Raw genomic sequence first — 13,032 nt, 5'->3', positions numbered from 1 at the left:
TTCAACAAACGCTGTAAACGGTTTGCATCAGTATCGCCAGTTGACGGAGGCGCTGAAGTTACGGGGCGCACCGTAGAAGGCCTGATCCCAGTAGAGACTGTTGATGTATTTCTCATCGGTCAGGTTCGCCACATTCAGGGCAAGGCTGAGATTGTCGTTTACCGCATAGCTGGCGAAGGCACTGACATTGGCGTAGCTCTGCTGACGAACGGTAACGCCGTAAGCCGTAATGCGCTCAATGTCATCCTGCCAGTTCACACCGGCACCCACTTTCAGCCGTGGCATTGTGGGCACCTGGTAATTGGCGTAGGCACGCAACACCCGCTTGGGGATAAAGTTACGGGCCTCATTGCCGTCACTGTCCTCGATTTCCAGTTCTGTATAACCCAGGCTCGCCTGAAGGCCCTCACTCAACTGGCCCACGAGCTCGACTTCATAGCCCTGGCTCTCGTAGTCGCGCCCCTCGTAGATGGTTACGCCGAGGTCGGCGTCAAAATAGGCAGATTCCGATACATTCAGGTGACCGGCACGGAACACAGCGGCCGAGGCCACCAGCTTGCCATCCAGCAGTGATGCCTTGATCCCGAGCTCGTCGTTTGATCCCTCGGCCGGTTTCAGGCGCTTCAGGTCCGCACCGATATCCCGGTTGGGCATAAAGGTTTCGGTATGGCTGGCGTAGGCAGAAACAGCATCAGAGATGGTGTACACGAGACCAGCATAAGGGAGCACTTCTCCGCTGGCGCGGGCACCGTGATCCTCTCCGTAGCTCTCGCCATCACTCTTCCAGTCCGTGACTCTGGCACCCGCAATCACTGACAGACTGTCGGCGAGCCTGAGGCGGGTGGCTGCATAGAGAGATTGCTGGCGATCAGTCCAGTCGCTTCCGCTGAGCCCATCGGTAAATACCGGACGCGCCGGTGTTACGCCGTCCCACTGGGTGAAATCACCGATTGCGGGAAACCCATTGGTGTAGTCGTAGAGGGAATAGTCTTCAACGGAGCCCTCTGCCCAGTTGTAGCCGATCACCACATCGTGATCCCGGCCGACAAACTGAAAGCTACCGAAGAGGCGCAGGTCTAGCAGGTCCCGGCTCTCCTCCAGCCCATACTCGCTGGCGTAGCCGATCAGGCCAATGTCAGTTTCAGAGTCGGGCAGACTGTACTGGTAGAAGAGCTCGCTATCGCCCTCCACCTCGGAGTGGGTGTAGTAAGCCTTCACTTCCCAGCCGTTGGCAAACCCATGCACCAGCTCTGCGAAGGCGGTGGTGTCGGTATTATTCCAGTAAGACCATTCTGCAGAAGTGCTGGCAGAAACGTCGTAATCGGTCTGCGTCCCGTCGGTATAGTGCATCGGCAGAGCACCCCATAGCGGGCTATCTGCATTGCTCTCCTGGTAGCTGATACCGGCCGTGGCTGTGGTTGATGTGCCCAGTGACCAGTCCACCACACCGTAGGCAACATTTTTCTGCATGCCATAACGGTCGAGGTAGGACTCCCGATCTTCACCGGCGACCACGAAGCGCCCGCGTATATTGTCGGCCAGACTGCCGGAAACATCGGCATCGAGTCGTTTCCTGTCCCACGAGCCGGTGGTCGCCCCCAGCTGCAGATTGAAATCATCGGTGGGGCGCTTGCGCACCAGGTTGATGGTGGCGGAGGGGTTACCGGCCCCGGCCATCAGACCGCCAGCACCGCGCACAATCTCGATTCGATCGAAAATGGCAGTGTCGATCTCACCATTACTGTTGCCATAAGTAGCGGGAACGCCGACCCCATCCAGCTGAAAGTTGGTGACGTCGAAACCGCGGGCGGTGTAGTAGGTGCGGTCGGTTTCCACACTTTCCACCATGATGCCCGGCGAGGTTTCCAGCGCCTCGTTCAGGCTGTCGATCTCAAAGTCGTCCATCAGCGCGCGACTGATCTGGGAAACCGACTGCGGTGTTTCAAGGACGCTGAGCCCCAGCCCGGTGGCCGTATCCATGTCGTCCGCCAGGTAACTGGCCCCCTGTTCTCCCGTCACCTCGACGGTCTCAAGTCGCTCTTCGGTTTCAGCAGCGATTGCAGTGTTCGCCGCGCACAGTGCGGTCGCCAGTACCGCTCGAGAGAGAGTGATTCGCTTATTCATTGTCAGATTCCATCTGATTGCCCCAAGGAAGTGACGGCGATTCTAGATCCCTCACAATCTAAATGCAACTCATTATCATTTAGATTAATACAGCGAGCTTGCGACACAAAAAACCGGGCAAAAGCCCGGTTGAGGCTGCCGACAAAGTCCCCCTGCGGGAATTTAAGGCAGAGTGATAGGACCCGCATTTCGAAACCGTCGGGTACAGGACGCACCCGACGGAGCAACACGGACGTACCTGTGCGTTTTCGAAATGCGGGTCCTGGCGCTCTGTCGCCACTGAGCCGGTTTTGAGCAAAAGGTGGGGTTTACCAGCACACTGAACCGGGCAAATGCCCGGTTCTAAGAATCCCGGAAGTCGAGCTGCATACCGCTCTCCCTCCGGAACCCGATGCGCCACTGGCCGCGACAGCAGATCAGGGAAATGCTCAGCAGCCCGTAAATGCACTATCCCATAGCCCGAGTCCGGGGACGAAAAAACCGGACAGACTTCCCGAACCATTCGTTCGATTTCTTCCAGCAAACCCTCACAATAATTGCGATTTATTGGGCGCCGCGAAGTTTCTAAGATCGTCGTCAGCTTACAGACACAGGACTCTGCAGATGGATTACATCCGTCGGGCCGACCAGCGCGGCCGTGCCAATTTCGGCTGGCTCGACAGCCGACACACCTTTTCTTTTGGCAGCTATTTCGATCCGCGACATATGGGTTTCTCCGTGCTGCGGGTCATCAATGACGACCGGGTGCGCGGCGGTGCCGGCTTCCCGGCACACGGTCACCGGGATATGGAGATCATCTCCTACATACTCGAGGGTGCCATCGAACACCGCGACAGCGCCGGCAACCGCTATGTGGTGCCCGCAGGCGAGGTACAGCGCATGAGCGCCGGGCGCGGTATCCAGCACTCGGAGTACAACGCCTCACGGACAGCGCCGCTGCGTTTCCTGCAGATATGGATCGAACCCAATGTCACCGGCATCACTCCCGGTTATGAGCAGGCCAGTATCGAGCAGTGCGGGCCGTTGACCCCCCTGGCTACTCCCGACGGACGTGAGGGGTCCCTCACGCTGCACCAGGATGCGAGCCTCTCGCGCCTGCGATTGGCAGCGGGTGAATCCTTCACCCTTGTCCCCCATGGTCGCGCCGGTTACCTGCACCTGATCGACGGCAGCGCGCAGATGGGTGGTGAGACCTTCAGCGAGGGAGACGGTATCGGTTTCCTGAAGACCCGCGAGCAGCCTATCGTCGCAGGGAGCCATGGCGTCGAGGCACTCTGGTTCGACCTGCCCAGACATGGTTGAAGGCGCCTTAACCGTGCAAGATCTGATCGGGTCGCCACTGTTCTGGCTACTGGCCATCGCCGGTGTGGTGCTGACGGGAATATCGAAGTCGGGCTTTGCCGGCGGAGCCGGTGTTGTGGCCGTGCCGCTACTCGCGCTGATCGTCCCGGTACCGACGGCCGTGTTCCTGATGCTGCCGCTCTTGCTGGTGATGGATGTGCGCACGATCCAGTACTATCGCCGCCATGCCAGCTGGCAGGAGCTGCGTTCGATCCTGCCCGCCGCCGTCTTCGGTATCGCCGCCGGCGGGCTGTTGCTAGGGACCCTGTCCGACACCCTGATGAAACTGTTGCTTGGGCTCGTTTCGATCGTGTTTGCACTCTGGCAACGGCTGGCGCCCTGGCTCGGCGGTATGCGGGGTGCGGGATGGCTGTGGGGCGGCCTCAGCGGTCTTTCCAGCACACTGCTGCACGCCGGCGGCCCTCCGGTCAATATTTACCTGATCGCGCGCCAGCTGCCCAAACTCACCTGGCTGGCCACGGCGGGGATCTTCTTCGGCGCCATGAATGCCATCAAAGTGGTGCCTTATTGGCTCAGCGCCCAGTGGCCCCTGTGGCTGCTCTGGTTGTCTCTGGCACTGGTGCCCGTCGCCCTGCTCGGCACCTGGCTGGGCAAGGCCATCCAGGGACACATTGTCGACCGTCAATTCATGCTCTGCTGCCGCTTCCTGCTGCTGGCTTCCGGCCTGTTGCTGCTGGTGCAGGCCCTCGCGCAGGATTAAAGCTTGCAAGGGGCCACGACCACTCACGGCAGACTGGACCTGACGGCTGCAGGCTCCAGCAACGCTGAAACATTGCGGACTTATTCAGGGATTCCCTACAGTTAACGGAAGGAAGACGGAGGCCTTATGTCCAAATTGCCGCTGCGTATCGATCTCGTTTCCGACGTGGTCTGCCCCTGGTGTGTCATCGGCTACCTGCGCCTGCAACGCGCCCTGTCCGATTTCGGCGATCGGTTCGAAGTCATCGTGCACTGGCACCCCTTCGAGCTGAACCCTCAGATGCCGCCAGAGGGCCAGAACCTGCGCGAACACCTGGCGGAGAAATACGGCACCACACCGCAGCAGAGTATCGAGGCGCGCCAGCGTTTGACCGACCTGGGGGCGGACCTCGGTTTCACCTTCGATTACAGTGACGACATGCGCATGTACAACACGTTCGATGCGCACCAGCTGTTGCACTGGTCGCATCCCTATGAGAAGCAGACCGAACTGAGCCTGCGGTTGTTCGCGGACTTTTTCGCCAGGCGCAAGGACGTATCGGATCGCACCGTGCTGGCCGATGCCGCCGCCGCGGTCGGCCTCGACCGGGAGGAGGCACTACAGGTTCTCAACGATCAGGCGTACGCGCAGGAAGTGCGGGCACAGGAGCAGCAGATCATGGCACAGGGGGTGCAGGGCGTACCGCTGTTTATTTTCAATCGCGAGTATGGGATAAGTGGTGCCCAGGAGGTGGACACCTTCAAGCAGCAACTGCAGCAGATCCTCGACGAGCAGGATGCAGGCTGATGTCATCAACCAAATTCTTGACCGGAGAGATCAATGCGCGTGCCAGAAAATAAGGGAGTAGCCGCGGCCTGTGTCGTCCTGATGACGGCACTGATGGGCTGTGAAGCGAAAGATCCGGCCCGACAGGAGGCAGAGCAGGCGCAACAACCGGCCGATATTTTCCTCGCCAATATTGCCGCACTCTGTGGCAAGGCTTTTTCTGGTCGCATTACCGCCAACGAGCCTCAGACCGGCCAGCCGGATGCCTTCGAGGGCAAGACTCTGGTGATGCACGTGCGCGGTTGCGACCAGCCGCAAAAAGAACTGCGCATTCCCTTCCACGTCGGTGACGATCACTCCCGCACCTGGGTTCTGACCCGCACCGATACCGGCCTGCGCCTCAAGCACGATCATCGGCACGAAGACGGCAGCGAGGATGCCGTGACCCAATATGGCGGCGATACGGCCTCTGCGGGGAGCAGCACACGGCAGGAATTCCCGGTGGACGCGGACTCCATTGCCACGTTCAAGCGAGAGGGCCTGGATGCCTCTGTAGAAAATACCTGGGCCATGGAGATACACCCCGGAAGCATGTTCGCCTACGAGCTGACGCGGCCCAGCGGGCGCCACTTTCGCGTGGAGTTTGACCTGGAGGAGGAAGCTGATCTGCCCCCAGCACCCTGGGGCAGTGAATAGGAAAGGCGGTGGTTGGCGTCAATCCCGTTTGGGCAATTCATCATCGATATCGATGATGCGCTGCCCGTAATAAAAATGACTCTTTGAGGCCAGCTCATCTGGTATTGCGCCCCGGTTCTGCCGGCGCACCAGTAATTGCGACACGATACGCCAGTCCATGGCATTGCTGTTGAACACCGTCTCGCCACAATTTTTACAGAAGAAGCGCTTCATCTTCTTTTCAGGGTGCTGGAAGACGGCGATCTGGTCTTCGCCTTTCGTCACCTTCAGCTTCTCCGCCTCCCAGGCATCCACCGAGTGGTAGGGCACCTTGAGGAAACTGCGGCAGTCATCGCAGTGACAGAAACCTCGGACTTTTGGTGCACCCTGGCACTCGAAGCCCACCGCCCCGCAGTCGCAGGAGAACTGATAAAGCGCCGTCATATCCAGCTCCAGTTTTTCTCGATTCAGTCTTGTACTGCAGCTTAGCAGTGACCTGAAAGCACCATGGTTTTGTTAGCCTCAACCATCAGGGCTTCAACAGGTAATCAGCGTGAAAGCGCAGGTGCTGCTCGATAAAGGTGGCGATGAAGTAATAGCTGTGATCATAGCCGGCGTGATGCTGGACCTTGAGTGGGTAAGTGGCGGCCTCGGCAGCGGTTTCCAGCGCATTGGGTTTCAACTGCTGCTCGAGGAACTCGTCGTTTTCCCCCTGGGAAATCAGGATCGGCTGCCGCTCGGTGGCGCGGCTCAGCAGTACCGTCGCATCGTACTCCTCCCAAGTCTGGCGGTCGGCGCCCAGGTAGGCGCTGAAGGCTTTCTCACCCCACGGACAGCTGATGGGATTACAGATAGGACTGAAGGCGGAGATCGAGGTGTAGCGTTCCGGGTTGCGCAGGCCGATCACCAGTGCACCATGACCGCCCATCGAGTGGCCGGCAATAGCGCGGCGATCGGTTAGCGGCAGCTCGGCTTCCACAAGGGCCGGCAGTTCATCGACGATGTAATCGTACATCTGATAGTGCGGCTTCCACGGCTGCTGGGTGGCGTTCAGGTAAAAGCCGGCGCCCTGCCCCAGATCGTAGTCGTCGTCATCGGCCACGTCGTCCCCCCGCGGACTGGTATCGGGAATCACCAGGGCAATCCCCAACTCCGACGCCATGCGCTGCGCGCCCGCCTTCTGACTGAAATTCTCATCGGTACAGGTAAGCCCGGACAACCAATAGAGCACCGGGAACCGCTGCGCCTTGTTTTCCGCCTGCGAGGGCAGGAACACGAAAAAGCGCATACTGCAGTCGAGGGATTTCGATGTGTGCTCAAAACGCTGCTGGCGGCCGTCGAAGGCCTTGGTTTCACTGATCAGTTTCATGGCTTGTTGTTATGTCCTTCTGGTGCTCGATGTTCAGTGCTGGTCAAAATGGATAACACTGCGGATACTGCGGCCCTGGTGCATCAGTTCGAACGCGTCGTTGATGTCTTCGAGCGGCATGGTGTGGGTAATGAAATCATTCAGGGAAAATTCACCGGCCAGGTAGCGTTCGACAAAGCCCGGCAACTCGGAGCGGCCCTTGACGCCACCGAATGCGGTCCCCCGCCATACCCGGCCTGTCACCAGCTGGAACGGGCGGGTACAGATTTCCTGACCAGCACCGGCCACACCGATGATTACCGATTCCCCCCAGCCTTTGTGGCAGCATTCCAGAGCTGCGCGCATCACTTTCACATTGCCGATGCACTCAAAGGAGTAATCCACTCCACCGTCGGTCATCTCGACGATCACTTCCTGGATCGGGCGATCGTGATCCTGTGGATTGACACACTCGGTGGCGCCGAGCTTTTTTGCCAACTCGAATTTACCGGGGTTCACATCAATACCGATGATCCGCTTGGCTCCCGCCTTGGCCGCGCCGATGACTGCCGACAGGCCGATACCGCCGAGGCCGAAAATGGCTACGGTGGACTCCTCCTCCACCTTGGCAGTGTTGGTCACTGCCCCCATGCCGGTGGTAACACCGCAGCCGAGCAGGCACACCTCCTTCAGCGGTGCCTTTGAATTGACCTTGGCCACGGAGATTTCCGGCAGCACCGTGTATTCGGAAAAGGTGGAAGTGCCCATGTAGTGATAGATGGGCTTGCCGTCGATGGAAAAGCGCGTGGTACCGTCGGGCATCAGCCCCTTGCCCTGGGTCTCACGGATCTTCTGGCACAGGTTGGTCTTGCCGGACTTACAGAATTTGCACTCGCCGCACTCGGGCGTGTACAGGGGAATTACGTGGTCGCCCACCTGTACGCTGGTCACCCCCTCACCCACGGATTCGACAATACCGCCACCCTCATGGCCGAGGATGGCGGGGAAGATCCCCTCGGGGTCCTCCCCGGACAGGGTGAATGCATCGGTATGGCAGACACCGGAGGCGATCAGCTTGACCCGTACTTCACCCTTCTTCGGCGGTGCCACTTCCACCTCTTCGATGGACAGGGGCTTGCCGGCTTCCCAGGCCACTGCGGCCTTGCACTTGATCGGGGTGATGGTCATCGCGGTCCTCGCTTGCAGTGTGATCCTTCGGGACTCCGGCACCCGGGAGGGGCTGGAGTCACCATTGTCAGTCACCATGATACGCGGGTTCACTGGGTGGAGATGGGGATTGGCGCGCAAAGCGACATCAAATTACCCGGTGACAGCACGGGCGGGCGAGCGGTGCCTCAGCTATCCCGCTGCTGCTTGCGCCACTGGAGTGGAGACACGCCATGCACGGCACGGAACGCCTTGGAAAAGGCACTGATGTCGGTATAACCGAGCGTGGCGGACAACAGGTTGATGTCGATACTGGAGGCGCGCAGGTGCCAGCGGGCAGTTTCCATACGCGCGTCCTGTAGCAGTTGCTTGAAGGAAGTTCGCTCCTCCGCCAGACGACGCTGCAGGGTGCGGGCCGGCATTTCCAGCAGTCCCGCCACCTGGGCCAGGGTATGACGCTGGGCGCCCAGAGTCTGCAGGATCAGGGCCTTGACCTGGGCGGCGACGCTGTGCCGGTATTTTTCCAGCAGCTGGCGAGTGAACTCCTCAAAGTAAAGCCGCAGGCTGGTACTCGGCGCGCAGAGAGTGCGCTCCAGCAGGCCGGCTTCAAACACCAGTGCATCGCATTCGCGGCCAAAGTGCACTTCCGCATTGAAGAACTCCCGGTAGCGCTCCGGGGATGAGAGTGCCTGCTGGCGGAAATGCACTTCCCGCGGGTGAATATCCTGGCCGGCCAGGTCCTGCACCAGCCGGTAACAGGCACCGACAGAGAGCTCCCGGTACTGGATCGCCGCCACCGGCTCCACGAAGTGATCATAGCGCTGTGCCAGCAGGGCATCCCCCTGTACGTGGATACGCCAGAACTCCGCCTGGTTGTGCAGGGCCATATAGCGCTGGGAACTCTCCAGCGCGGTGCGCAGGGTCACCTCCCCCATCAGCAGCTGCCCCAGCACCCCCAGGATCCGGACCCCCTGCATATCCGCCAGGCGTAGGCCGAAGTCTGCACAACGCAACTGGTCGGCGCAGAGATCGAGCAGCGCGGACAGCGTGGCAATGGGGATCAGCAGGTCCGGGCGGCGCATGCAGTCAGCGGGTAAACCCACCTCCCCCAGCAACTCCGCCGGATCCCCGCCCAGTCGCGGCACCAGAAGGTTGAACCCCGCCAGGGCGCCACTGCGGATTTCGTAGATCGGTTTCACCACCGCTCCCTCTGCACCGGAAAGCGCGCCCCCATCGCTGCGTGCTCAACCCGACTTCTTGACGAATTTGGTCAGGATCACGATACGCTGGCCGTTGACCCGGCCTTCGATGTGTTCCGGGTTATCCGTCAGGCTGATCCCGCGCACAGCCGTGCCGCGCTTGGCTACCAGGCTGGTACCCTTCACATCCAGGTCCTTGATCACCGTCACCGTATCGCCGGCCTCGAGCACGGCGCCGTTACAGTCCCGGTGCACGACCCGTTCTTCACTGGACGCCAGCGGCGCCGCCTCCGCCCATTCCCGCAGGTCATCGTCCAGGTAGAGCATATCGAGCAGATCCTGTGCCCAGGTCTCAGCGGAAAGCCGTTTCAGCAGCCGCCAGGCGGCAACCTGCACGGCCGGCACCGGACTCCACATGCTGTCCGACAGACAGCGCCAGTGATTGCTGTCCAGCGCCTCGCCGCCGGAGAGCTGCAGGCTGCAGGTCGGGCATAGCAGCAGGTCGGCATTGGTCCGTCCCTCTGAACCGGGCAGCGTGTAAGTGTCCAGACCGCTCTCGGCGCTGCACAGTTCGCAGCGGCCGCCGCTGCGCTCCAGTAATTCCCGATCCATGCTCATTCGCCTTGCTCCCGGGTGACTGCCACCCTGCCTGTAAACCGCGCCATCAAGCCATCCCCGGGCCCGGTCCAAAAACCGCGCATTATGCGCCTGCCCAACGGGCCTGCCCAACGGGCCTGCCAATGCGACCCCACGCGCCACACCCGCCCTGGCGGCTATACTGCCCGTGGCGTTCTTCGCCAGACCCTACCCATCAGCGAGACCGCATGGAAGCATTCCCGCGCCGCCAAAAGGTGCCACGCCCACTGTTGCTGTTACCAGTATTGACCCTGTTGCTGTGCGGCTGCCTGGGACCGGCATACTTTCCTGAACCGCCAACGCGAACAGAGAGCCTGCACCAGCTGGGCCCGCCGGACTCGGCGCTGGCGCGAGTGGTAGATGGGCTCACCGCTGCCCACCCGGGGCAGACCGGCGTCTACCCGGTGACCACAGCACAGGACGCCCTTGCCGTGCGCCTGGCAGCCATCCGTGCAGCGCAGCGCTCGATCGACATCCAGTATTTCATATTCCGCCGCGATGAGAGCGGCCGCCTGCTGACCCACGAACTGATCGATGCCGCCGATCGCGGTGTGCGGGTCCGCTTCCTTCTCGATGACTTTACCACCGGCGACAGCGTCACCCTGCTGGCCGCCCTCGACCAGCACCCCGGTATCGAGGTGCGGCTGTTCAACCCCTTTCCGAAGCGCAGCACCCGGGCAATCGAACTGCTGGCAGATTTCTGCCAGTTGCAGCGGCGTATGCACAACAAGGCATTCACCGTGGATGGGCGGGTGACGTTTATCGGTGGGCGCAACCTCGGGGACAAATATTTCGGCATCGACAACCAGATGGTTTTTCACGACCTGGACATCATCACCATCGGCGCCGCGCTGCCACCCATCAACCGCCAGTTCGATCTCTACTGGAACAGCGGTTACAGCTTCCCCCTGCAGGCCGTGGTGTCCGGCAGCCTCTACCGCAACCATCGCGCGGCGCTGTATTCAGATCTGCAGGCATCGTCGCACCGGTTGCTCTCCAGTGATTATGGGCAGAGACTGCAGCAGTCACCGGTGGTAGACGCACTGAGCCGCGATGATCACCTCTGGTACTGGGGCGAGGCGGAGGTTCTGGTCGACCCGCCGCAAAAAGTGGCCGCCCCCGCCGGCGGGCGCGCCCTCTATGCCAGCGACCAGCTGATGCAGGCCATTACCGGTGCACAGCGGCGACTGATCATCATCTCGCCCTATGTGCTGCCCGGCCCCTATTATTTCGAAGCTCTGCTCGCCGCAGCAGCGCGCGGGGTGGAGATTCACCTGCTGACCAATTCACTGGCCTCCACTGACCTGGTACTGGTGCATGGACCCTATCGCAAATACCGCGAGCCGATGCTCCGTGCGGGCATCCATCTTTATGAGATGTCAGGCAGCCTGGATTTCGACAACAACCACTGGCATGAGGACTCCCGCTCGCTGCTGCACGCCAAATTGTTCGCTGTCGACGACCGGCTTATCTATGCCGGTTCCTTCAATTTTGACCAGCGCTCCCTTTACCTGAATACGGAGCTCGGGTTATTGATCGACGTACCGGGCCTCGCGGGCAAGGTCACGAAAAATTTCACCGCCAATATCCGCCAAAACGCCTATACGCTGGCTCTTCGCGATGGGATTCTCCTGTGGCAGGGGCCAGACGGTGTCACCCATGAGCGTGATCCCGGAGCCAGTGCCCTGCAGAGAGTGGGCTCGAAATTGAGCAGTTGGCTACCGATCGAACATCTGCTGTAGAACCCAGTCAGTGACCGCTGCCCACAAAAAAGCACCGGGCCGATACCCTCGGCGCGGTGCCCTTCATTCATGGTTTCAGTGGTGCGCGGAAACGGCCGACGCAAATTCACCGGACAGGTCGTGATTCAATGAGTGGGAGATATCCCCCATACTCAGGATGCCGACCATCCGCTTGTCGGTGTTCATAACCGGCATACGCCGGAGCTGTTGCTGTTCCATCTTGCTCAGGGCGGCTTCCATGTCATCGTCTTCCCACACCCACTCAATACCTTCGGTCATCACATCGCGGGCGCACATCGAAGACAGGTCGCTGTCCTCAGCCACCCCGCGTATGGTGATGTCACGATCGGTGACCATGCCGATCAGGCGATCGTCCTCGCCCACCGGCACCGAGCCGATGTCTTCATCCCGCAGTATCTGCGCAACCTCCGTCAGGGGCGTATCCGGGCTGACCCAGGTGCACCCCTGGTGCATTGCTTCCCCTACTCTCATGGCGGACCTCCTCTGACAATCACTGGTGCCTTGAAGGCACTCTAAGGTGGAGGGAGCACGCCCGCGACTGCACCCTGTTTCTCAGTGAATTTCGATGCGCTGCGTCCGCGGCTGGGTGACTTCCCGCTTCGGGGCCTTCAGGGTCAGCACCCCGTCCTTGAAGCTCGCGTCGATGTCGCTCTCGCTGACATCCGCACCCAGGTTGAAGCTGCGCATGTATTTCCCGTAACGGCGTTCCTGCCGGATCACGCGGCCCTCTTTCTCCTCTTTCTCTTCCCGGTGTACCTCGGCCTCCAGCGTCAGCACCCCGTCTTCCAGGGTCACGTTGATATCATCCCTCTCCACGCCCGGAAGTTCAGCGCTGATTTCGTAGCTGTCCTTTGTCTCCCGCACGTCGATTCTCGGTGAGAAAAACCCCTCTTTGGACTCACTGCCCAGGCGCGAGGGGGAGAGCATCTGCTCAAACATGTTGTCGAGATCGAAAAGTGATCCCCTCGGTATCAGGCTCATGGTGGTTACCTCGCTCTTGCTTCTCCTGCCGGTATTTCGCAGGTGCTGTCCAGTGAGCCAATGGCGCACCGGACTTTTATTCATCCCTGATTCTAATGCGCCATACCAGCAATCGAAGCGCCAATCCTTTCCATAGGGATGTCTGTTTCATAACAGGCAGTTTTTTAAAAGCGCGGCCAGCCGGGTGAGCGCCCCCCGGGTATTGGAATCCTGACCATCAGACTGGAAAACGTCATCCTGTCTCAGGAGCGTGAGCACAGTTCTCCGGTGAGAGTCCCGCGATCGCACTAGAATGAATCTGTAACATTGAGG

13 protein-coding genes are annotated in these 13,032 nt (G+C 60.4%); 5 read left to right on the top strand and 8 right to left on the bottom strand.

The genetic code is table 11. The annotated features are described in order from the left end of the window. Positions 1-27 precede the first annotated feature (27 nt). Positions 28-2,124 (bottom strand): TonB-dependent siderophore receptor, encoded by a 2,097-nt coding sequence (locus LVD12_RS07590; RefSeq protein ID WP_237067098.1) that lies wholly within the window; start codon positions 2,122-2,124, stop codon positions 28-30. A gap of 603 nt (positions 2,125-2,727) precedes the next feature. Between LVD12_RS07590 and LVD12_RS07585 the strand changes: the two genes are divergently transcribed. From LVD12_RS07585 to LVD12_RS07570, 4 genes are all read left to right on the top strand, one after another. Beyond that, positions 2,728-3,426 carry a pirin family protein gene (locus LVD12_RS07585; RefSeq protein ID WP_237067096.1) on the top strand — a complete coding sequence of 233 codons (699 nt, stop codon included), beginning with the start codon at positions 2,728-2,730 and terminating at the stop codon, positions 3,424-3,426. 13 nt (positions 3,427-3,439) lie between these two features. Then, on the top strand, positions 3,440-4,186 hold the full coding sequence (locus tag LVD12_RS07580; protein ID WP_237067094.1) for a sulfite exporter TauE/SafE family protein: 747 nt from the start codon (positions 3,440-3,442) through the stop codon (positions 4,184-4,186). 126 nt (positions 4,187-4,312) lie between these two features. Beyond that, positions 4,313-4,972, top strand: a complete 660-nt coding sequence (locus tag LVD12_RS07575; RefSeq protein ID WP_237067092.1) for a DsbA family oxidoreductase — start codon at positions 4,313-4,315, stop codon at positions 4,970-4,972. Between the two features lie 33 nt (positions 4,973-5,005). Further along, positions 5,006-5,647, top strand: coding sequence for a hypothetical protein (locus tag LVD12_RS07570; protein WP_237067089.1), 642 nt, complete (start codon positions 5,006-5,008; stop codon positions 5,645-5,647). An 18-nt stretch (positions 5,648-5,665) separates the two neighbouring features. On the opposite strand, the gene LVD12_RS07565 is transcribed toward LVD12_RS07570, so the two are convergent. From LVD12_RS07565 to LVD12_RS07545, 5 genes are all read right to left on the bottom strand, one after another. Continuing rightward, positions 5,666-6,070: a GFA family protein gene (locus LVD12_RS07565; protein WP_237067087.1), complete on the bottom strand. Its 405-nt coding sequence runs from the start codon at positions 6,068-6,070 to the stop codon at positions 5,666-5,668. 85 nt (positions 6,071-6,155) lie between these two features. Then, entirely contained in the window at positions 6,156-6,995 is an 840-nt protein-coding gene (gene fghA / locus LVD12_RS07560) for an S-formylglutathione hydrolase (protein ID WP_237067085.1), read from the bottom strand. Between the two features lie 33 nt (positions 6,996-7,028). Continuing rightward, positions 7,029-8,162, bottom strand: a complete 1,134-nt coding sequence (locus LVD12_RS07555; protein WP_237067479.1) for an S-(hydroxymethyl)glutathione dehydrogenase/class III alcohol dehydrogenase — start codon at positions 8,160-8,162, stop codon at positions 7,029-7,031. A 167-nt stretch (positions 8,163-8,329) separates the two neighbouring features. Continuing rightward, positions 8,330-9,340 (bottom strand): AraC family transcriptional regulator, encoded by a 1,011-nt coding sequence (locus LVD12_RS07550; RefSeq protein WP_237067082.1) that lies wholly within the window; start codon positions 9,338-9,340, stop codon positions 8,330-8,332. A 45-nt stretch (positions 9,341-9,385) separates the two neighbouring features. Next, positions 9,386-9,958: a PhnA domain-containing protein gene (locus LVD12_RS07545; RefSeq protein ID WP_237067080.1), complete on the bottom strand. Its 573-nt coding sequence runs from the start codon at positions 9,956-9,958 to the stop codon at positions 9,386-9,388. Between the two features lie 206 nt (positions 9,959-10,164). On the opposite strand from LVD12_RS07545, the gene LVD12_RS07540 reads away from it, so the two are divergent. Then, a complete protein-coding gene (locus tag LVD12_RS07540; RefSeq protein ID WP_237067078.1) occupies positions 10,165-11,718 on the top strand; it encodes a phospholipase D-like domain-containing protein in 1,554 nt (517 codons plus the stop codon). 75 nt (positions 11,719-11,793) lie between these two features. Here the strand turns inward: LVD12_RS07540 and LVD12_RS07535 are convergent, their stop codons facing one another. Then, entirely contained in the window at positions 11,794-12,210 is a 417-nt protein-coding gene (locus LVD12_RS07535; protein ID WP_237067076.1) for a CBS domain-containing protein, read from the bottom strand. Between the two features lie 81 nt (positions 12,211-12,291). After that, complete coding sequence (locus LVD12_RS07530; protein ID WP_237067074.1) at positions 12,292-12,720, bottom strand: Hsp20/alpha crystallin family protein; 429 nt, start codon at positions 12,718-12,720, stop codon at positions 12,292-12,294. Positions 12,721-13,032: the final 312 nt, after the last annotated feature.

This window comes from Microbulbifer guangxiensis, from assembly GCF_021729075.1.
Lineage (GTDB): Bacteria > Pseudomonadota > Gammaproteobacteria > Pseudomonadales > Cellvibrionaceae > Microbulbifer > Microbulbifer guangxiensis.
The sequence above is the reverse complement of the archived record's forward strand: the minus strand, read 5'-3'. Positions and strand labels throughout refer to the sequence as shown.